The 19,675-nt window shown below is 67.5% G+C and carries 18 protein-coding genes and 1 tRNA gene; 5 read left to right on the plus strand and 14 right to left on the minus strand.

Annotated features, from left to right (window positions below; all coding sequences use genetic code 11):
- Positions 1-87: 87 nt before the first annotated feature.
- The 4 genes from GGR03_RS04475 to rpiA all read right to left on the minus strand — a co-directional run bounded on the left by GGR03_RS04475 (position 88) and on the right by rpiA (position 3,696).
- Positions 88-723 (minus strand): gamma-glutamylcyclotransferase family protein, encoded by a 636-nt coding sequence (locus GGR03_RS04475; protein WP_183206323.1) that lies wholly within the window; start codon positions 721-723, stop codon positions 88-90.
- Between the two features lie 130 nt (positions 724-853).
- A complete protein-coding gene (gene gor / locus GGR03_RS04480) occupies positions 854-2,248 on the minus strand; it encodes a glutathione-disulfide reductase (protein ID WP_183206324.1) in 1,395 nt (464 codons plus the stop codon).
- 14 nt (positions 2,249-2,262) lie between these two features.
- Positions 2,263-2,823 carry a DUF2059 domain-containing protein gene (locus GGR03_RS04485; protein ID WP_183206325.1) on the minus strand — a complete coding sequence of 187 codons (561 nt, stop codon included), beginning with the start codon at positions 2,821-2,823 and terminating at the stop codon, positions 2,263-2,265.
- Positions 2,824-3,000: 177 nt separating this feature from the next.
- The gene (gene rpiA / locus GGR03_RS04490) at positions 3,001-3,696 is read right to left on the minus strand and encodes a ribose-5-phosphate isomerase RpiA (protein ID WP_183206326.1); all 696 of its coding nucleotides are present in this window, start codon (positions 3,694-3,696) and stop codon (positions 3,001-3,003) included.
- Between the two features lie 152 nt (positions 3,697-3,848).
- Here rpiA and GGR03_RS04495 point away from each other — a divergent pair, with 152 nt between their 5' ends.
- Positions 3,849-4,535: an HAD-IA family hydrolase gene (locus GGR03_RS04495; protein ID WP_183206327.1), complete on the plus strand. Its 687-nt coding sequence runs from the start codon at positions 3,849-3,851 to the stop codon at positions 4,533-4,535.
- 103 nt (positions 4,536-4,638) lie between these two features.
- Positions 4,639-4,713, plus strand: a tRNA-Val gene (locus GGR03_RS04500).
- A 35-nt stretch (positions 4,714-4,748) separates the two neighbouring features.
- On the opposite strand, the gene GGR03_RS04505 is transcribed toward GGR03_RS04500, so the two are convergent.
- Positions 4,749-5,366, minus strand: a complete 618-nt coding sequence (locus GGR03_RS04505) for a TetR/AcrR family transcriptional regulator (protein ID WP_183206328.1) — start codon at positions 5,364-5,366, stop codon at positions 4,749-4,751.
- 182 nt (positions 5,367-5,548) lie between these two features.
- On the opposite strand from GGR03_RS04505, the gene GGR03_RS04510 reads away from it, so the two are divergent.
- Genes GGR03_RS04510 through GGR03_RS04520 form a run of 3 tightly spaced genes read left to right on the plus strand, consistent with a single transcriptional unit; the run spans position 5,549 to position 9,355 of the window.
- Positions 5,549-6,046, plus strand: coding sequence for a (2Fe-2S)-binding protein (locus GGR03_RS04510; protein ID WP_183206329.1), 498 nt, complete (start codon positions 5,549-5,551; stop codon positions 6,044-6,046).
- Entirely contained in the window at positions 6,043-7,101 is a 1,059-nt protein-coding gene (locus GGR03_RS04515) for an FAD binding domain-containing protein (protein ID WP_183206330.1), read from the plus strand. The genes GGR03_RS04510 and GGR03_RS04515 overlap by 4 nt, the downstream gene beginning before the upstream one ends.
- Positions 7,094-9,355: a xanthine dehydrogenase family protein molybdopterin-binding subunit gene (locus tag GGR03_RS04520; RefSeq protein ID WP_183206331.1), complete on the plus strand. Its 2,262-nt coding sequence runs from the start codon at positions 7,094-7,096 to the stop codon at positions 9,353-9,355. The genes GGR03_RS04515 and GGR03_RS04520 overlap by 8 nt, the downstream gene beginning before the upstream one ends.
- Before the next feature lie 59 nt (positions 9,356-9,414).
- Here the strand turns inward: GGR03_RS04520 and GGR03_RS04525 are convergent, their stop codons facing one another.
- From GGR03_RS04525 to GGR03_RS04565, 9 genes are all read right to left on the minus strand, one after another.
- Positions 9,415-9,747 carry a helix-turn-helix domain-containing protein gene (locus GGR03_RS04525; RefSeq protein ID WP_183206332.1) on the minus strand — a complete coding sequence of 111 codons (333 nt, stop codon included), beginning with the start codon at positions 9,745-9,747 and terminating at the stop codon, positions 9,415-9,417.
- Positions 9,748-9,822: 75 nt separating this feature from the next.
- Positions 9,823-10,662: a MipA/OmpV family protein gene (locus GGR03_RS04530; protein WP_183206333.1), complete on the minus strand. Its 840-nt coding sequence runs from the start codon at positions 10,660-10,662 to the stop codon at positions 9,823-9,825.
- A 117-nt stretch (positions 10,663-10,779) separates the two neighbouring features.
- Positions 10,780-11,412, minus strand: coding sequence for a methyltransferase family protein (locus GGR03_RS04535; protein WP_183206334.1), 633 nt, complete (start codon positions 11,410-11,412; stop codon positions 10,780-10,782).
- 135 nt (positions 11,413-11,547) lie between these two features.
- Positions 11,548-12,879: an ATP-binding protein gene (locus GGR03_RS24715; RefSeq protein ID WP_183206335.1), complete on the minus strand. Its 1,332-nt coding sequence runs from the start codon at positions 12,877-12,879 to the stop codon at positions 11,548-11,550.
- A complete protein-coding gene (locus tag GGR03_RS04545; RefSeq protein ID WP_210291987.1) occupies positions 12,876-13,604 on the minus strand; it encodes a response regulator transcription factor in 729 nt (242 codons plus the stop codon). The genes GGR03_RS24715 and GGR03_RS04545 overlap by 4 nt, the downstream gene beginning before the upstream one ends.
- 48 nt (positions 13,605-13,652) lie before the next feature.
- On the minus strand, positions 13,653-16,736 hold the full coding sequence (locus tag GGR03_RS04550) for an efflux RND transporter permease subunit (RefSeq protein ID WP_183206337.1): 3,084 nt from the start codon (positions 16,734-16,736) through the stop codon (positions 13,653-13,655).
- Entirely contained in the window at positions 16,733-18,115 is a 1,383-nt protein-coding gene (locus GGR03_RS04555; protein WP_183206338.1) for an efflux RND transporter periplasmic adaptor subunit, read from the minus strand. Before GGR03_RS04555 ends, GGR03_RS04550 begins: the two co-directional genes overlap by 4 nt.
- 308 nt (positions 18,116-18,423) lie before the next feature.
- Complete coding sequence (locus GGR03_RS04560) at positions 18,424-18,750, minus strand: hypothetical protein (protein WP_163041993.1); 327 nt, start codon at positions 18,748-18,750, stop codon at positions 18,424-18,426.
- A gap of 185 nt (positions 18,751-18,935) precedes the next feature.
- Entirely contained in the window at positions 18,936-19,622 is a 687-nt protein-coding gene (locus tag GGR03_RS04565) for a permease (protein WP_210291988.1), read from the minus strand.
- Positions 19,623-19,675 lie beyond the last annotated feature (53 nt).

Below are 19,675 nucleotides of genomic sequence, written 5' to 3' on the forward strand. Positions count from 1 at the left end.
GTACAATTGGTACGCCACCTGCGCGGGCTTTAAGCACTTCCGGGCAGATTTGTCATCTTTCGCGGCGTAGCAGGGCGCGCACCCCGTTCAGGCCGCCGTGATGAACTGCGCGCCGCGTTCGCTGACCAGCCGGTCGAACAGCGCTGCCTCGCCATCGGAGAGGGTGACGGCGCGTGGGTAGCGCGGCTGCTCGCGGTCCTGCAGGACCTTTGTCTCGAAGCCCTCGGTGCCGGCGACGAAGCGGCGCAGCCCATCCTCGCCGTAAAGCGTGCGGAACCCCTGCATCACCGCGTCGAGATAGCTCTGCAGGATCGCGGACTGGGTTTCGGAGGCGTCGAGGGCGCCCCGGTGGGCCTCATAGATATAGACCGGCACGTCGGCAATCGGCGGCCGCTCGACGGAGAGACGGCCGAGATCGACGATCCGCCGCGCGTAGCCTGCCTCGCGCTCGTCGACGGCGGGCAGATGCTCCGCCCGGTCATAGACGACCACTCCCTCGATGGCCTGATCCTCTGTCGGCTGCACCGACAGCAGCGCCATCTCGCCACCCACGCCGCGCGGCAGCCAGAAGCGCTGCCAGCCAACGGCGCTCGCCCGGCGGATGCCGAGGAACTTCGTGCGCAACGTCCGGCGATTGACCAGCGACCCGTAGCCGAAATAGGCGACGATCTCGCCCTTCGCCGCCAGTTGCGCCAGATCGGGATGGTCCTCGTGAATATCCATGGGCCCTGCTGTAGCGAACCGCGGCGCAAGATCAATATCCGCACGGCTTTGGTGCCGCGGGGCGATCGCCACATGTGAAGACCAGGGCCGATGCCGTGTCCGACCCTCCCGCCGGCGCCCGGGGCGCCGGTCAGGCGGCGATGCGCTCGCCGTTCCGCAGGCGGTAGCTCGGCTCGTACATGGTGACGAGTTCCTCGGCCATGGTCGGATGCACGGCCATGGTGGCGTCGAACTGGTCCTTCGTCACCCCGGCCTTGACGGCGATGCCGAGCACCTGGCTGAGCTCACCCGCGTCGGGGCCCAGGATATGCGCTCCGACCACGCGCCGGCTGTCGGCGTCGACCACGAGCTTGATCATCATCCGCTCGTCGCGCCCGGAGAGCGTGTTCCTCAGCGGCTTGAAGCTGGCCTTGTAGACTTCGATCTCGTCGAAGCTCTTGGTCGCAACGGCCTCGGTGAGCCCAACCGTGCCGATCTCGGGCTGCGAGAAGACTGCCGTGGCGATGGTAGCGTAGTCCGGGATGGTCGGATTGTCGCGGAACGCGGTCTCGATGAAGCACATTGCCTCGTGGATGGCGACCGGCGTCAGCTGGACGCGATGCGTCACGTCGCCAATGGCGAAGATGTTCTCGACATTGGTGCGAGAATATTCGTCGACGACCACGCCGCCACGCGAGTCCAGCGCGATCCCGGCCTTTTCGCAGCCGAGATTCTCCGTATTCGCCTTGCGGCCGATCGCCAGCATGACCTCGTCGGCGTCGAGGATGTCGCCGCTTTCGCAATGCGCCTCGAAGCGCCCGTCCGGCTTCTGCACCACCCTGGTCAGCGTGTCGCGGCAGCGTACCGACATGCCCTTGTGGGTCATCGCCTGATGCAGGCCGTTGCGCAGATCGTCGTCGAAGCCTTGCAGGATCTCCTGGCCACGGTAGAGCAGAGTCGTGTCGACGCCGAGACCATGGAATATGTTGGCGAACTCGACGGCAATGTAGCCGCCGCCCAGGATCACCACCGAGCCCGGCAGCCGCTTCAGGTGGAACGCCTCGTCCGAGGTGATGCAGTGTTCCGCGCCCGGCAGGTCGCCATGCGGGTTGGGCCGACCGCCGGTGGCGATCAGGATCTTGTCCGCCGTGACCACCCGGTCCGTCGCCAGGAGCCGGATCTCGTGCGGCCCCTCGATCACCGCGCGCGACGCCAGGATCTGCGCGCCGGTCTTCTCGACATTGGCGCGATAGATGCCTTCGAGCCGCTCGATCTCGCGATCCTTGTTGGCCAGCAGTTGCGACCAGTCGAACCGGCGCTCGCCGAAATGCCAGCCATAGCCGCGCGCGTCTTCCCATGCCTCGGAATATTGCGAGGCATAGACGAACAGCTTCTTCGGCACGCAGCCGCGGATGACGCAGGTGCCGCCGAAGCGGTACTCCTCGGCGATCGCCACCCGCTTGCCGAGCATCGCCGCCCGGCGGGCCGCACGGACGCCGCCCGAGCCGCCGCCAATGACGAAGAGATCGTAGTCGTAGGTGCTCACGCCGGCTCCCGTTCTTACTGCGGCGTCGCGGGCGCAGCCGGATCGGCGGGCGCCGCGCCCTCGGCCGGAGTCGCGCTGCCATATAGCTCGTTCATGCCGTCGAGCGCGCTCTGGCGGAGATCGCGTTCGATGCCGTTGCTCCACACTTCCGCGGCCTGAAGCATGTCGCGCGTCGCCGCCGGACCCTGCGCCAGCAGCTTCTTGCCGGCCTCGGACTGATAGAAGTCGGCAATGGCGCGCAGCTCTTCCTCGGTGAAGAGGTTCGCATAGACGCGGGCCACTTCCGATTCCAGCGCTGCACGGCGCGGCGCCAGCTCGATGGCCCGCTCGTCGACCATGTCCGAGATCTCGGTCTGGCGATCGGGGCTGTTCGGGATCAGTTCTGCCTTGATCTGCGTCGCCGCGTTCGGCAGGATGTTGTCGAACTGCGCCGTCGCGTCGATGGCGGCGATCGCGTCGCGGGCGGCTGCGATGTGCGAGGCGGAAGCCTCCTGCGCCATCGCCGATGCCGGCACCATCAGCGCGAAGGCGGCGGCCACGACCAGGCCCCGGCGCGTCGATTGGCTGAAGTTCATCAAGCGTTAGTCTCCGTTATCTGGCGATGCCCGTATCGGCTCGCATCGGCTTATCACGTTATTACGACGAAGGCTGGCCCTGTGCTCTCGGAGCCTCTCGGGGATGCCTGGTCGTCCTCGGCGCACGGTCTAGTGGATCGCCGCATGGGCTGACAAGTTAACTCGCCACCGTGGGCCTCACGCTCGCAGGATCGAAATCCCGTCCTGCGATGCCAGGATCGCCTCCGTCGCAAGACCCAGAAAAAGCCCGTGCTCGACCACGCCCGGCACGGAATGCAGCGCTGCGGACAGTGCTTCCGGCTCCTCGATGCGGCCGAACGATGCGTCGAGGATCAAATGACCGCTGTCCGTGATGAACGGTTCCTCGCCGACGCGGCGCAATGTCATGTCGGGAGCAAGCCCCATGGCTCGCGACGCCTTCTGGATCGCCAGGAAGGTCGCGATCAGTCCGAAGCCGTTGATCTCGATCGGCAGCGGGAAGTCCCCGAGCGTCTCGACCCGCTTCGAAGCGTCGGCGATCACCAGCATCCGGTCCGACGCCGCCGCGACGATCTTCTCGCGCAGCAGCGCCCCGCCGCCGCCCTTGATCAGGCGCAGCCTGGCGTCGAGTTCGTCCGCGCCGTCCACCGTCAGGTCGAGCTGCGGCACCGCCTCCAGCGTCGCTGTCGGAATACCGAGTTCACGGCACAACGCCTCGGACCGCTCGGAAGTGGTCACGCCGACGATGCCGAGCCCGCCTTCGACCCGCTCGGCCAGCAGGCGGATGAATGCCTCGGCGGTCGAGCCCGTGCCGATACCGAGCCGCATGCCGTCCTCGACGCGCTCGAGCGCAGCCTTCGCGGCCTGCCTTTTCAGTTCCTGCATGTCCGCCATGACGGCCTCGTTCCTGCGCGTTCTGCCCGACCGTCTAGCCGGTCTCGACCGGAGTGTCGATTACCGACCCCCGTGGTTGACGCCATCGCCGAGTCCGGCCAGAGCGGGCGACGCCGCAGGATCGCGGCGATCAGCGCAAGGCGAACCCTGACATGACGGATGTCGCTGTCTTCGATCTCGACGGCACCCTCGTCGATACCGCGCCGGATCTCGCCGACAGCCTGAACCACTGCCTGGCATCGGTCGGCATGGAGGCGGTGCCGCTCGACCTGGTGCGCCCGCATGCCGGCCACGGCGCAAGGGTGATGCTGCGCGAGGCCTATGGCTGGGACGGCCGCCCCCTCGGCGAAGCCGAGGAAGCCGAGCAGCTGGCCCGCTTCCTCAGCCACTACGAAGCCAACATCGCCGTCCGGTCACGCCCCTTTCCCGGGGTACTCGATGCAATGGACCGCCTCGCCGCCGGCGGCTTCACGCTGGCCATCTGCACCAACAAGCACGAGCGGCTCGCCATCCTGCTCCTGTCGGAACTCGGCCTCGCCGACCGTTTCGCGGCCATCTGCGGCGCCGACACCTTCCCCCGCCGCAAGCCCGACCCGATCCACCTTACCGGCACGATCGAGAAAAGCGGCGGCAAGGCGGCGGGGTCGATCATGATCGGCGACACGATCACCGACATCGCGGCGGCCCGCGCTGCGGGCATCGCTTCAGTGCTGGTCGATTTCGGCTATGCGCCCGATCCCGACGCAAGGGCCGGAGCCACGGTGATAATCGACGACTACGCCCGGCTCGATGCTGATTTCGCCCGGCGAACCGTGTCCGGGACAACACTGCTTCGCTGACCGGCGCGCCACGACCGGCCTATGGCAAGCCGGTTGTTGACGAGCGGGCCTTTCGGGCACTATATCCCCGGCACCTTGCCGCTGGCGCCTCGCCGCGCGGTCCGGGCGCGTAGCTCAGCGGGAGAGCACCTCGTTCACACCGAGGGGGTCACAGGTTCAATCCCTGTCGCGCCCACCATCACAGGCTTTCGGGCCTTCCATGTCAGATCGCTTCTATTCCGCATGAGGCGCTTCAGCCACCGGATGCCCGTCCGGTTGCTCCTGGAGTCCATCGACGAAGATGTCGATGAGCCGGATCACCTTTTTTTCCCAACCGGCCTCCTTCCCCATCAGCGAAATGCCGATCAGCACATGAAGGAGGTCCTCGGCCGTGGCATCGTCACGGATCCGCTTTCCCGCGATGGCCCGCTGGAGGAGCATCCCGGCGGCCTTGGTGAGATTGGTCTGGGAAAATGCGTAGACCTCCGAAGAACTGTCCACTGCGAGCGCAAGGGCGGTCAGCGCGCCACGTTTCGTCGCCACCAGTCTGATCCCCGCACGCAGCCATTCCCGAAGCGCGTCCACCGGGTCTCCTGCCCCGGCAAGTTGCTCCGCGAGTTCGGTCAACTGCTCGACTTCCCGCCGATAGACCGCCTCGAACAGCGCATCCCGGGTCGGGAAATGGCGGTACAGCGTGCCGATCCCGACCCCGGCGCGACGGGCGACCATCTCCAGGCTCGCCTCCGCCCCGCCCGTGCGGAAAACCTCCGCCGCGGCCTCTAGCAAACGTTCCCGGTTCCGGACCGAATCGGCTCGCGGTTTGCGCGTTGCCTTCCCTGGCTTCAAGGCCATCTGTAAATTTCGAACTCCTCTAGACTTGTAAGCGGAGGATGCCTCCGTATATCCCGTTCCGCGCCGATGGATCGCTGCCGAAGCTGAGCTTCGCTTCCCGTCGCCGCGCAGAGACTATCAAGGCTGGCCAGAGGCGTGCCGCCTCGACCATTCGGTCCGGATAACACTGAACGGGTGACCGCATGAACCATTCCATTAGCCTGACGATCAACGGCGAGGCGCGGCAAGTCGAGATCGACGATCCACGCGTGACGCTTCTCGACCTCCTGCGCGAGCGGCTCGACCTCACCGGCACGAAGAAGGGCTGCGATCGCGGACAGTGCGGCGCCTGCACCATCCTCGTCGACGGTCGCCGCATCAATTCCTGCCTCGCTTTGGCGATCAGCTTCGATGGGGCCGGCATCACCACGATCGAAGGCCTCGCCACGAACGGCGAACTGCACCCGGTGCAGGCCGCGTTCATCGAGCATGACGGCTTCCAGTGCGGCTACTGCACGCCCGGCCAGATCATGAGCGCCGTCGGCCTGATCGCCGAGGGCCAGGCCGGCACCGACCCCGAGCGGGTCCGCGAAGGCATGAGCGGCAATCTCTGCCGCTGCGGTGCCTATGCCGGCATCACCGAGGCGGTGATCGACGCACAGGGCCGACTTGTGGAAACCAACCGGGAGCAGGCGGCATGAACAGGTTCGATTATGTCCGCCCGGCGACGGTTGCCGAGGCGGTCGCGGCGGCTTCGCAGCCAGGTGCGGTCTTCCTCGCCGCCGGCACCAATCTTCTCGACCTTATGAAGGGCGGCATCACCCGCCCCGAACGCCTCGTCGACATCACCCATCTGCCGGGCCTCGCAGCGATCGAGACGCTGCCCGACGGCGGCACCCGCATCGGGGCGATGGTGCGCAACGCAGACCTTGCACACGACCCGGAGTTCGCCGCCCGCTATCCTTCGGTGGCCGAGGCGCTGCTGTCGGGCGCCTCCGCCCAGCTGCGCAATGCCGCGACGGTCGGCGGCAACCTGATGCAGGAAACTCGCTGCCGCTATTTCTACGACACCGCCAGTGCCTGCAACCGGCGTGCGCCGGGCAGCGGCTGCGATGCGCTGGAAGGCGAGAACCGGGCGCACGCGGTCCTCGGCTGGAGCGAACACTGCATCGCCACCCACCCTTCGGACTTCTGCGTGCCGCTCGTCGCGCTGGGCGCGGTCGTCGAGCTCGAGGGAACCGACGGTCGCCGTGAGGTGCCGCTCGCCGACTTCCACCGCCTGCCCGGCACCACGCCCGAGCAGACGACGGTCCGGCGGCCCGGCGAGATCATCGTCGCGGTGCGCCTGCCCGCCGAAGCCGACGCATTCTCGAAGCATTCGCGCTATCTCAAGGTCCGCGAGCGCACGTCCTACGCCTTTGCTCTCGTCTCGGCAGCTGCAGGGCTCGCGATGGACGGCGACCGCATCGCTGCGGCGCGGATCGCGCTCGGCGGCGTTGCCGCCAAGCCATGGCGCTGCGAGGCGGCGGAAGCCGAACTCGTCGGCCAGGTGCCCGGCCCCGAGGCGTTCCAGCGAGCCGCTCACGCGGCATTGGAGGACGCATCCCCCTCCGGCGACAACGCCTACAAGATCGAGCTCGCCCGGCGCACCGTCGCCCGCGCCCTGCAGCTTGCAGCCGCCGGCACGCCCGACCGGCTGCCGGCCCTCCCCGCCTCCGCCTTTGCTCCCGCTCCAGCAGGTATGCACCATGTCTGAGATCAACCTGACCGAAAACGCGCTGCACCGACGGCACGGCTCGAACATCGGCCAGCCGATGACCCGCCGCGAAGGTGTCCTGAAGGTCACCGGCGCGGCGACCTATGCCGCCGACAACCACCCGTCCGGCATGCTCTACGCGGTCTGCGTCACCAGCACGATCGCAAGGGGCCGGGTCATCGGCCTGGACGAAGCCGCGGCACGAGCCCATCCGCGGGTCGTCGACATCATGACGACCGGCAACCGGCCGGACCTCGCCATGGACCCGGACGAGAAGTCCAACCCCTTCATGTTCCGCATGGACCTCCTGCAGAACGACCGGGTGCGCTACGCCGGACAGCCCATCGCCGTGGTGATCGCCGAGACGCTGGAGGCAGCAACCGAAGGCGCCGCCCTGCTGGCCCCGCGATACGAGGTCGAGCCGGCCCTCACCGGCCTTGACGGCGCCGAGAGCTTCGTTCCGCAAGCGGTCGGTGTCGGCGGTCCGTCGCATGCCGAAACGGGCGATGTCGAGGAAGGCATGCGGGCTGCGCACCGCCGCGTCGAGGCGACATACGAGACCCCGGCGCAGTATCACAACGCCATGGAACCGCATTGCGTTGTCGCCGTGTGGGACGGTGACCGGCTTTCGCTCGACATGCCGACCCAGGGCATGGCCATGGCGCAGCAGCGCCTCGCCGGCCTGTTCGGCATCGCGCCGGAGAATATCGCGATCCGCAGCCCTTATCTGGGCGGCGGCTTCGGCTCGAAGGGCTTCCCGGCCGGCCCGCAGGTGCTGGGCATCATGGCGGCGAGGCTCACCGGCAGGCCGGTGAAGCTGGTGCTGCGCCGGGAGCAGATGTTCGGACCCGTCGGGCATCGCGCGGCCACGCGGCAGACGCTGCGCATCGGCATTGCCGGTGATGGCGGGCTGACCGCGATCGCGAACCACACGAGAACGGCGTCGAGCACCTTCGACGACTTCTTCGAGCCCGCGGCCGACGTCGCCCACACGCTCTACGCCAGCCCCGCCATCCGGACGAGCTACGAAGCCGTGCGCCTCGACACCGGCACGCCGCTCTTCATGCGGGCGCCGGGCGAGGCCAGCGGCTCGATCGCCTTGGAAAGCGCCATCGACGAGGCGGCCTATGCCGCCGCGATGGACCCGCTCGAGTTTCGGCTGAGGAACCACGCCGACGTCGAGCCGATGTCCGGCAAGCCGTTCTCGTCGAAACGCCTCAAGGACTGTTACGCGCAAGGCGCCGAGCGCTTCGGCTGGTCCGGACGCCCGCTCGAGCCGCGCCAGATGCGGGATGCGGACGGGCTCCTCGTCGGCTGGGGCGTCGGCACGGCGACCTTCCCTGCCGTGATGTTCCAGGCCAATGCCCGCGCCGTGATCCGTCGCGACGGGACCGCCCGCATCGAAACCGGTGCCCACGACATGGGCCAGGGCGCCTGGACGTCGCTGGCGCAGATCGGCGCAGACGCACTCGGCCTTCACATCGACGAGGTCGAGTTCAGGTCAGGTACTTCCGATCTTCCCGACGCAGGCATTGCCGGCGGCTCAGGCCATACGGCAACCGCCGGGATGGCGCTCCACATGGCCGGCCTCAACGTCCTGGCCAAACTCGCGGAGATCGCCACGGCCGACGAACGCTCGCCGCTCTTTGGTGCCGGCAATGTCGGCACGCTGGCGCGTGACGGGCGTCTCGTGCGCCGCGACGACGAAAGCCGGGGCGAGTCGTTCTCGGCCATCCTCGAGCGGGCCGGGCTCGCGGAGATCGAGGCGAGTGGCCAGGGAGCCGCCGACGGAGCTGCGCAGGAGGCCTATGCCATGCACGCGCATGGTGCGGTGTTCGCCGAGGTGAGGGTCGATCCCGATCTCGGGCAGATCCGGGTGAGCCGGCTGGTCGGTGCGTTCGCGGCCGGGCGCGTCATCAACCCGAAGCTCGTCGAGAGCCAGCTCTTCGGCGGGATGATCTGGGGCATATCCTTCGCCCTCCACGAGCATGCGGTCGTCGACCGTCGCTCGGGCCGGATCATGAACGCCGATCTTGCCGAGTACCATATCCCGGTCAACGCCGACGTTCCTGCACTGGAAGCGATCCTCGTCCACGAGGACGACCCGCACGTGAACCCCCTCGGCATCAAAGGCGTTGGCGAGATCGGTGTCACCGGGACGGGCGGTGCCATCGCCAACGCGGTGTGGCATGCGACGGGCCGGCGCATCCGGCGGTTCCCCATCGCCTTGTCGGACCTCATCCACGAGGGCTGAGGGATGCCAGAGGCGCCCGAGCCTTGCGCTCAGGCGCCTCTGGCGAGCGATCCTGCTCATCACGATGGCGGTGGCTCGTCTCCGCGCCCCTCTTCGGGGACCGCAGCATCGGTCCTGTCGCCGACCAGGTCGAGCGTACCCCGGACGAGTCTCAGCCCTTCATCCGGCAGGAAGTCGATGTCGTGGCGCTCGAACGCCTGGATCAGTGACCTGAGCGTCGTCGCCGGGATCAGGCGACGTCCCCGCTCGAGCGCCACGATGTCGGCTATCGGAACCTTGGCTTCCCGGGACAAGCGTCCGGTCGACCAGTTCGCCATCCCGCGTGCGGCACGGCATTGGCTCGCAGAGATGCTGCGCGTGATCCCGCGCCTCGGCAGCATGTCGGGTCTCATGTTCCACTTCCGCAATTCTTCCAAGAAAACGCCGCCCCTGGGATGCCTCGCAGGGGCGGCGACGTCGCCCGTTTCCTAGAACAGGTCGAGCGTGAAGCGCTTGGAGACGCCCAGCCCGAAGGTGAACTGGTTCTCGTCGCCGGCCTTCACGATCGGGGAGTCCGCTGCATCGCCGACAAGCTGGCTGTAGGAGGCATCGGCATTGAGGAACCAGTCCTGCCGGAACTCGTACCGGGCCGAGCCCGACACGCCGACACTCTTCAGGCCGCCCTTCGGATCGTAGGCGTCGAGACGAAAGCCGGTATTCGCCGATTCCGCGGCGGTCACGCCGAAATAGGTCTCGGTGTAGTCCTCCGAGGCCAGGGTCGCGAAGGGACCGGCCTTCAGCACGAGCTGCTGCGTCGGCCGATAGATGGCATTGGCCCCCACCTCCCCGACCACGCCCTCGGCGCCGCCGAAGGCGTAGCGCGCCTCGCCGTAGATCTCGGCGAACTGCCATTCGTAACCGACGCTGATGCCGACCTCATAGGTCGCGTCGACATCGTCGAGGCCGTCGAGGGCGTCGAAATCATCGGCGTTCCGCTCGCCCGTGTACTCGAAGGCGGGGCCGATCGAGAGGCCGCCCTCCTCCGGGCCGGTGCTGCCGATATCGAACAGGCCTGGAATGCGGAGGTAGCCGAAGCCCACGATCGGCGAAGGCGAGACCGAATATTTGTCGGAGCCCTCGTATTCCGGCGAGACATTCCCGCCGACGCCGAGTTCGATGATCAGGTCGACCCCGGAATCAACTGCCGGCGCTTCCACAACCGGTGCTTCTGGAATTGCCGGTTCGTATTCCCCCGGATCGGCAGCCAGGGCGGTGGAGGAGACGGAGACGAGGGCAGTCGTGGCGAGCAGGCACAGACGGAAGTTCATTTTCAGCCCCTAGGAAGTGGAGATTGGTCGAAACCGGTGGTGGGTTGCGGAAGGCGCTGCCGGCAGGATCACGCGCCGGCGGACCCCGCGAAACGCGCACTCCTGCCCGTCGAACCATCAAGGCAGGTGCAGGATAGGCAGGCCCGGAACGAGAGTTCGGACCCATTCCGCGGCGTAGAACGCCGGGACGAAAGCGAGCAGGATCAGGCCGTCGAGCGCCGTCTGCCGATAGTGCTTCGGATCGATCATCAGGATCGGCGCGTCCTGCCACTGCGAAAGCCGCGGCAGAAAGCGTGGCACGCGCTTGCGATAGGCATCGAACTCGGCCCCGAAGAGTGCGCCGAGCGCAATCTCTTCGTGGCGGACCACTGGCACGAAGATGGCATAGGCGCCGACGACGAAGAGACTGGCCACGATCAAGCTGCCCGACTGGGCGCCGAGGCCCGCCGCAGCGACGAAGGCAAACAGGTAAAGCGGGTTTCGGCTGACCGAGTACGGGCCGTCGGCGACCAGCGTGCGCGCCTTGCGGCCACCGATATAGAGCGTGCACCAGGTCCGGCCGAGAATGCCGACGACGATCAGCATGATCCCGGCGGCCTCCAGGCTCTCGCGGTACAGGCTGTCGGGCTGCGCCGATCCGGTGGCGAGGACGAGGAGCGGGCCGAGTGCCGCGACGACGATCCGGATCGTCGTCTTGCGGCGCAACTGGAGTGCATCGAGATTGCGGTGTGTGGACGCTATGTCAGTCATTGCCGTCTCGTCGAGAAAGGAACGACGATGGATGTCGTTCTCGTGCGAGATCGGTAGCCTCTGCGACGGCGGCCGTGAGCGTCGTTTTATGTAGAAATATTACGGGAAGCGACGAGCGGCGTGCTTCGAGCGCCGCTAGAGCGCGGGCAGCAAGATCCGGGCGATCAGACCGCGGGGATGGTTGTCGTGGAACTCGAGTCGGCCGCCATGGGCGCGCACGATATCGGTGACGATCGACAGGCCAAGGCCGAAGCTGGAACTACGGCCGGTGCTCCGTGCGGAATCCACCTTGAAGAAGGGCTCGAGCACCCTGGTGCGTTGATGGACGGCGATGCCTGGCCCGTCGTCGGCGACGTCGATGCGGATCATCGAACCGGCCGGAGCCAGGGTGATTGCGGCGCTGCTGCCGAATTTCAGCGCGTTGTCGCAGAGATTGGTCACAGCGCGCGTCAGCGCGTTCGGCTTGCACCGGCCGATCAGGCGGTCCGGCCCGCCATAGGTTACCGCGAAGCCGACATCGGCGAAATTCGCCTGGAGGGTCTGCATCAGGCTGGCGATGTCGGTCCTCTCCGCCTCCTCACCGGTGGCGTCGGTCCGCAGGTAATCCAGCGTTTCATCGATTAGCGCGTTGATGTGATCGATGTCGGCGATCATCATCTCGCGCAGTTCGCTGTCCTCCAGACGCTCCGTTCGCAGCCGCAGCCGGGTCAAAGGCGTCCGCAGGTCATGGCTGACGCTGCGCAGCATGCGGGTGCGCGTGTCGACCATCTCGCGGATGCGGGTGCGCATGCCGTTGAGCGCGCGCGCGAGGCTGATGACCTCCTCCGAACCTCTTTCGTCGAATACCGTGTCCTCGCTGACGCCATCGGAGCGGTTCAGCTCCGCCGAGATCCGCGCCAGCGGCGCCGTCACGCTGCGCACGGCGTAGATGGAGAAAAGCAGCATCAGCGTCACGAACGCGGAGACGTAGTAGCTGAGGGGACCGATGAAGTCGTCGGTGTTGAACGCGCTCGGAAGATCACGCACCAGCAGCACGGTTTCGCCCTCGACCGGAAGCGACAGTGCCGGGCGCCCGTCGATGACGAGTCTACGCCCGCCGGGCGGCAGCTCTGCGTCCGGCGGAAAAAGCCAGCCGGTCACTGTTTCAAGCCAGCCGGCCGGCGGCGAGGCAGCGATCATCGGCTTCAATGCGGCATTATCGGTCAGCGTCAGGTTCAGAGGGGTCGCCGCCGCCGACCATCTGAGGATAACCGGGCGCTCGTCGGGGTCCGCCTGTTGCAGCAGGAGCGCCACCATCGACGCCCGCTCCATGATGACGTCGAAATCCTCGATGCCGAAATAGTCGCTTTTCCGCAGGCTTTCGATGCCCCGTCCGGTGATGACAACGGCCACGACCGCGATGACGATGACCACGGTGATCTGTCCGCGGATCGTGCGCGGCGTCAGGCGCCGCCAGAGGCGGTTCACGGCAGTTCCACCGTCGCGGTGAACATGTAGCCGCCGAGCCGCACCGTCTTCAGCAGGACAGGCTCGCCCGGATCCGCCTCGATCTTCTGCCGCAGGCGCCGCACATGCACGTCGACGCTGCGGTCGATCGGGCCGGCGAGCCCGGCATGGGTGTTGGCCAGCAATTGCTCCCGCGAAAGCACCTTTCCAGGATTTCGGCAAAACACCAGGAGCAGGTCGAACTCGGCCGTTGTCATGGCGACGCGTGCACCGCTCGGGTCACGCACCTGGCGGCGCTGCGGGTCGAGGGTCCAGCCATCGAAGCGCAGCGGCTTGAGACTGTCACGCTCGTTCGGGGAATAGGCTGCGCGCCGCAGCAGGGCCCGGATCCGGGCGGTGACCTCCCGGGCGCTGAACGGCTTGGTGACGTAGTCGTCGGCACCGATCTCGAGTCCGACGATGCGGTCGATCTCCTCGCCCTGGGCCGTCAGCATGATGATCGGGATGGTCAGCTCGGCGCGCAGCCGGCGGCAGAGGCTGAGCCCGTCCTCCCCCGGCAGCATGACGTCGAGCACGATCAGGTCGAACGCCGATCGCCGCAGCAGCGCATCCATCTCGACGCCGTCGCCCGCGATTTCCGTCGACAGGCCGGCGTCGGCCAGGGTTGCCGCCAGCATGCGGGCTATCTCGAAATCATCCTCGACGATGAGAATGCAGGGTCGCTTGGTCGGTGGGCTCTGGCTCATGGCATTCCCGTTGAGGCCCATGGTCGGCCGAACTGTTCGGGGCGGCCATCATGCCGATCCCTCTAGCTCTTCTGTCTCGACGGTATCAACCGCCGGACCGACGCGCGACCATAGCCGATGGAACAACGCGCCGACATCGCCGACGAGGCAGTGGAGCGTCGGCACGACCACCAGCGACAGGATGGTCGACGCGATGAGGCCGCCAATCACGGCGATCGCCATCGGCGCGCGGAATTCGCCGCCGTCGCCGGACGCCATTGCTGCCGGGATCATGCCGGCGACCATGGCGAGCGTCGTCATCAGGATCGGCCGCACCCGCTCCGCCGCCGCCTCGATCATCGCCGTGCGACGCGCCACCCCCGCCTTTTCGCGCTCGACCGCGAAGTCGACCAGCATGATGGCGTTCTTGGTGACGATTCCCATCAGCATCAGGACGCCGATGACCACCGGGAGCGAGATCGGCGTCGCCGTCGCCATCAGCGCCGCGACCACGCCACCGACCGACAGCGGCAGCGTGACGAGGATCGTCAGCGGCGTCAGCACGCTGCCGAACAGCAGGATCAGGACGATCATCACCAGGCCGAGCCCGGCGGTCATGGCGGTGGCGAAGCCGGCGAAGACATCGCCCTGGTCGTCGGAATCGCCGGTCGCCTGGAGCCGCACGCCTTCCGGCAGCGCCCGCACCGTTGCCAGCGACTGGATAGCATCGAGACCCTCGCCGGCGGTCATTCCTGCCGGGGCGTCGAAGCTGATCTCGATGCGTCGCTCGCGGTCGAAGCGATCGATATTGGCGACACTGGTGCCGAGCGTGATAGTCGCGATGTCCGATAGCGGGGCCGCTGGCCCCCCGAGGCTGGGAATGCGCAACGACCGAAGCGTGCCGATGTCGTTGCGCGCCCAATCGGCGAGCTGCAGCCGGATCGGGATCCGGCGCCCGTCCTCGACGAATTCCGGCAGGTCGCTGTCGCTGGCTCCGACGGTGGAAACGCGGATCGTGTCGGCGATGATTTGCGGGGAGATGCCGGCATCCGCCGCCCGCTCGGCCAGCGGCCGGATCTGGAGCTCGGGCCGTGCCGCCGCCGCGGTGGAGCTTGCTCCAACGGCAAAGCTGCTGGCCGCCAGCTCCTCGAGAATGGCGGCAGCGGCGTCTCCGGCGACTTCGCCATCCTTGCCGAGGACGGCGAAGGACACGTCGCGTCCGCCCCGATCGTTGAGGATCTCGAACCTGATGTCCGGAACGGTCCGCAGGATGTCGGCGACGACGGGCTCGAGCACATCCGTCGAACGCGCCCGCTCCGCTGCCGGTCCGAAGTCGATCCGCACGGCCGCGCGCCGGACATCCCTTAGGCCGGCGGCATTTGCCCCGCCCTGGATGAAGACGAGTCGCGCCTCGTCGAGCGCGCCGACGCGCAACGCGATGAGGCCGGCGGTTTCCCGCGTCTCGGCAAGCGTCGCGCCCGGCGGCAGCTCGATCGAAACCGACATCCGGCCATTGTCCTCCGGCGGGATGAACTCGCTCGGCAGAAACTGCGCCGACCAGATCGACACGGCGAACAGCGCGAACGCCGTGCCGAGCGTCATCCAGCGCCACGCCATCGAGAGGCGCAGCAGCCTGAGATAGAACCGCATGGCGCGTCCCTGCGGGGCGTGTCTCACCGGATGCGCGCGCAACAGATATGCCGCCATCAGCGGCGTGATCAGCCGGGCGACGAGCAGCGAGAAGAACACGGCGATCGCCACCGTGAGGCCGAACTCGCGGAAGTACTGGCCGACCACGCCGCTCATGAAGCCGACCGGCACGAAGACGGCGATGATCGTGGCGGAGATGGCCATGACGGCAAGGCCGATCTCGTCTGATGCGTCGATGGCGGCCCGGTACGGCTTCTTGCCGCTCCGGCCATGCCGGACGATGTTCTCGATCTCGACGATGGCGTCGTCGACGAGGATGCCCGTCACCAAGGTGATCGCCAGAAGGCTGAGGATGTTCAGCGAAAAGCCGAGCAGGTCCATCGCCCAGAAGGTCGGAATGGCCGACAGCGGCAGCGCGACCGCGGCAATCACCGTCGCGCGCCAGTCGCGCAGGAACAGGAACACGACGACGACAGCGAGGGCCGCGCCCTCGGCAAGGGTGCTCAGCGCGGCGTGGTAGTTGCCGAGCGTCTGGGTGATGCTGTCGTCGATGCGCGTGAAGCGCATATTGCCGTGCTCGACGGACAATTGCCGCAGGGCATCCGCGACCTCTTCGGCCACGGTGACGTCGCTCGCCCCGCGGGCTCGGTAGACCGAGAAGCTGACGACGTCGCCGCCATCCAGCGTCGCGAAGCTTCGCGGCTCGGCAAAGCCGTCGACGACGGTGGCGAGCTCCCCGAGCCTCGCCGTCGAACCATCGGGAAGCGCGATGGCCAGCCTTGCCAGTTCCTCCACAGTGCCGGTCGTCGCCACCATCGTGACCGCCCGCTCGCGCCCATCCACCTCGCTGCGGCCGCCGGAAAGGTCCAGGTGCGTTGCCGAGAGTTGGGTGTTGACCTGGCTTGCGGTAATCCCGAGTGCCAGCAGGCGATCGGGATCGAGCTGCACCTGGATTTCGCGCGCCACGCCGCCCACCCGGTCGATCCGGCCGACACCCGGCACCCCGCGCAACCGCCGGATGACGACGTCGTCGACGAACCAGGAGAGCTCTTCCGCCGTCATGGCCTTGTCGGCGGCGGCATAGGTCACCACGGCCTCGCTCTCGACATCGACCCGTTCGATGACCGGTTCGTCGATCGTCGCGGGAAGGTCGCTGCGGATCTTCGCGACCGCATCGCGCACGTCCGCCACCGCCCGGTCGATGGGCACGCCGAGCTCGAAATCGACCGAGGTCGTCGAGACGCCGTCGCTGATGGTCGAGCTCAGTTCGTCGACGCCGGAGAGCGCCGAGATGGCATCCTCGACGAGACGCGTAACGCTGGTCTCCATCTCGGTCGGGGCCACACCGGAATCGGTGATCGTCAGGCTGACCTGCGGCACGTCGATCGTCGGAAAGAAGGTGATCGGCAGCTTCTGGAAGCTGTAGAGGCCTAGCGCCGTCAGCACCACGAACAGGAGGATGGACGGGATCGGGTTGCGGATCGCCCAGGCGGAGACGTTCATTGTGCAGCGTCCGACGTCAGGATCGGGCGTTCGGACGGTGCCGCCATCGGATAGTCCACTTCGACAGGGGCCACACGGTCGCCTTCGACGAGGAAGTTTCCGGCGCGCAGCACGACCGTCTCGCCCGCCTCTACCCCCGAACGGATCTCGACGAGCCCGGCGGTTCGAAGGCCGGTTTCCAGGATACGCACCACAACGGTTCCGTCCTCGACGACCTGTGCGGTGACTTTGCCCGCCCGATCGCTCAGCGCCGTCGCCGGCAGGAACACGCCGCCGCGGCGCTCGATGTCCACCTCGCCCCGCGCAAAGGCCCCGACACTGAGATTGCCGGCCTGCGGGAGGCTGATGCGGGCGCGACCGAGACGGCTGCCCGCCTGCAACTCCGGCGCCAGCAAGCGTACGCGGCCTTCGAGCGGCGTGCCGCGGCCGAGCACCACGATGCCGGCTGCCTGGCCCACCGCCAGGCGCGCGAAATCCGCTTCCGGAACCTCGGCATCGAGCTCGATCTCGCCGTTCTCGGCTATCACGAACAGCGGCTCGCCGCTGGCGGACGTCAGTGCGCCCAGCCTGGCAGTTCGCCGCAGGATGCGGCCGTCGGTCGGCGACGCGATCACCGTGCGCGCCAGCCGGGCTGCGATCTCCTGGCCTTCGGCGACGATCACCCGCCGGTCCGCCTGCGCCACCCAGAGCGATTGCTGTGCAAGCGCCAGTGCCGAAGCCGCCCGCTTCAGCGTGGTCTGGCGCAGTTCGAACGTCTCTTCCGCGGCGAAGCCCTTGGCGCTCAGCTGCTTGCTGCGCTCCATGTCCGCACGGGCCTGCACATGCGCCAGGGCGGCGTCCTCGATCTGGCTTTCCACCTGTTTTATCGCCGCGTCGGCGCGGGCCAGACGGGCAGCGTTGGCACTCTGCTCGATATTGATCAGCGTCGCATCGAGCCGGGCCAGCACGTCGCCCTGCTGCACGATGTCCCCCGCCTCTGCCTCGACGGCGACTATGCGCACATCGGCAAGATCCACCTTCACGATGCTTTCCTCGCGCGCCACCAGCGAGCCGACGACGCGGACGCGGTCGGTCAGGACACTCTCGCGCGCCGTCACGACACTGACGGCGGACGGGCGTTCCTCAGCCATCGCAATGGTGCAGCCGAGGGCAAGCAACGCGACGACCACGAAAGCCATCCATACCGACTGCAGGGATCCGGCGCCTTTGCCTTCGTCGCGGCTCGGCATGAACCAGGGCACGACGATCAGTCTTCCACCCCTGCGGGCCTTGTGATGCGGCCGCCGTGCCCGCATGGCACCGAGTTGGTCCGGCGTGCGGCTCTCCCGATTTCTCGCTCGATCGTCCTGGGAACCGTGGGTGGTGGAGACTGAAGGCATGGTGAACTCCGATGACGACAGAGCCCACGCCGTGCAGGACGGGGGTTCCGTGAAGTCTCAGAGCTAGCCCGGACAACCATCGGCCGGGATGACGAACGATTAACTTATGTTTCCGTCCATTCCGCACGCCAAAGCCGCCGCCTGGCTTGGTCTCCGATGACCGCCGCCGCGATCTCGGGCGCACGTCACCTCGCAGGTCTTCAGCGCCGCCTACGAGCCGACCGGCGGCACTGCCTCGTATCCGCGTCCAGCTGACGACGAGCTCAGATCCGGCCGCGACAGCGCGGCGATTTCATCGACGCCTGCCGCTACCGCCCGGTCTTGGTTGCCGAGTGAAAGTCGGCGGGCTTGCCGGCGACCCATTTTACGAAGCGAGCGACCGTCTCGTTGTCGGTGAGCGGCGTGCCGCTCTCGGCATGACGGACCAGTTCGCTCGCCGTGAAGTTGGCGTCGATCGTCTCCCGACAGATCGGGTGGACGGGCACCGTGTCGCGCCCGCCCCGACTCTTGGGGATGGGGTGGAAGCGGTCGACGGTCTTTCCCAGCGGCCGCCCGCAGAGCCAGCACGGCTCCGCCGGCGCCTCGGCCGCCGCTTCGTCCACCAGCCAGCTGGCGTCCCGAATTTTCCGTGCCATGTCGCCGCTCCTCAGTATGCCGAGCGCGATGCGGTATTCGGCTCAGCGCTTTCCGCAGGACTGATGGGCCGAACCTGTGCTGCCGGTCAAGCCGCGGGCAAAGGAGCCGGCGACCTCAGCCGCGGGCGCCAGCGCCGGCAAAGCAGCCGACCCGCCTCACGGTCCTTCGCCCACGCGCCGCAGCTTCACTGCAGCCCTCTGCCGTCGCTGACCATGATGGACAAGGCGGCGAGGATCAGCGCGGCCAGGAGCGCGACGGCGCCCAGCAGAACGAAGAGCAGCGCCCTGGCGAAGGCACGATGCCGGCTGGTTCCGCGATAGACGACGAACCATTGCGTCAACGCGGCCAGATACCAGGCGAGACCTGCGAGGAAGATCGATGCGCCCAGCATCCGCGCCGTGGTGCCGTCCCGAATGCCGACCGTCATCGCCAGGTCGATGGCGAGGACGAAGGGGGCCGCGATGAAGCAGTGGCTGTAGAAGGCCGGCCGCAACGTGGCCCGGTTCAGGGCCAGCCCCTGCTGCCGGACCGCCTGCACCGCCAGGAGCAGCGGCAACAGGCTGAACGCCACCGCCCGGAACATCAGGAGATTGCGGGTATCGGCGAAGACGCCGCCGGCAGTCACGTGCGACGCGCCGAAACCGAGGTCCAGGAGATGCGCGATGACGATCGTCAGGAACAGGAAGATCGGCGGGCTGAGCGCATCGATGAACTGCTCGTCCGGCACATCGGCAAGCTCGCTCCTGGCATAGGCCATCATCCGCAACGGCTCACGGATGCATCGCCACAGGGTCAGCGGATAGAAGACAAGCCAGGAGACGAGCTCGTAGAGCAGCGCCTCGATCGACTTGAGGAGGTTCATGAAGTCCACGGGCACCCTCCGGCATGGCCGGCCAGCCTATCGCCGCCGCGACGCGGACTTCA

It is taken from the genome of Aurantimonas endophytica (assembly GCF_014196845.1).
Taxonomy (GTDB): Bacteria; Pseudomonadota; Alphaproteobacteria; order Rhizobiales; family Rhizobiaceae; genus Aurantimonas; species Aurantimonas endophytica.

What these genes read in the sequence shown, in the direction of transcription:
- GGR03_RS04550 (WP_183206337.1), bottom strand. Translation starts at nt 16,736, where the DNA reads ATGAACGTCTCCGCCTGGGCGATCCGCAACCCGATCCCGTCCATCCTC.
- GGR03_RS04525 (WP_183206332.1), bottom strand. Translation starts at nt 9,747, where the DNA reads ATGAGACCCGACATGCTGCCGAGGCGCGGGATCACGCGCAGCATCTCT.
- GGR03_RS04555 (WP_183206338.1), bottom strand. Translation starts at nt 18,115, where the DNA reads ATGCCTTCAGTCTCCACCACCCACGGTTCCCAGGACGATCGAGCGAGA.
- GGR03_RS04510 (WP_183206329.1), top strand. Translation starts at nt 5,549, where the DNA reads ATGAACCATTCCATTAGCCTGACGATCAACGGCGAGGCGCGGCAAGTC.
- GGR03_RS04530 (WP_183206333.1), bottom strand. Translation starts at nt 10,662, where the DNA reads ATGAACTTCCGTCTGTGCCTGCTCGCCACGACTGCCCTCGTCTCCGTC.
- GGR03_RS04495 (WP_183206327.1), top strand. Translation starts at nt 3,849, where the DNA reads ATGACGGATGTCGCTGTCTTCGATCTCGACGGCACCCTCGTCGATACC.
- GGR03_RS04475 (WP_183206323.1), bottom strand. Translation starts at nt 723, where the DNA reads ATGGATATTCACGAGGACCATCCCGATCTGGCGCAACTGGCGGCGAAG.
- GGR03_RS04515 (WP_183206330.1), top strand. Translation starts at nt 6,043, where the DNA reads ATGAACAGGTTCGATTATGTCCGCCCGGCGACGGTTGCCGAGGCGGTC.
- GGR03_RS04535 (WP_183206334.1), bottom strand. Translation starts at nt 11,412, where the DNA reads ATGACTGACATAGCGTCCACACACCGCAATCTCGATGCACTCCAGTTG.
- GGR03_RS04485 (WP_183206325.1), bottom strand. Translation starts at nt 2,823, where the DNA reads ATGAACTTCAGCCAATCGACGCGCCGGGGCCTGGTCGTGGCCGCCGCC.
- GGR03_RS04560 (WP_163041993.1), bottom strand. Translation starts at nt 18,750, where the DNA reads ATGGCACGGAAAATTCGGGACGCCAGCTGGCTGGTGGACGAAGCGGCG.
- GGR03_RS04520 (WP_183206331.1), top strand. Translation starts at nt 7,094, where the DNA reads ATGTCTGAGATCAACCTGACCGAAAACGCGCTGCACCGACGGCACGGC.
- GGR03_RS04505 (WP_183206328.1), bottom strand. Translation starts at nt 5,366, where the DNA reads ATGGCCTTGAAGCCAGGGAAGGCAACGCGCAAACCGCGAGCCGATTCG.
- rpiA (WP_183206326.1), bottom strand. Translation starts at nt 3,696, where the DNA reads ATGGCGGACATGCAGGAACTGAAAAGGCAGGCCGCGAAGGCTGCGCTC.
- GGR03_RS04545 (WP_210291987.1), bottom strand. Translation starts at nt 13,604, where the DNA reads ATGAGCCAGAGCCCACCGACCAAGCGACCCTGCATTCTCATCGTCGAG.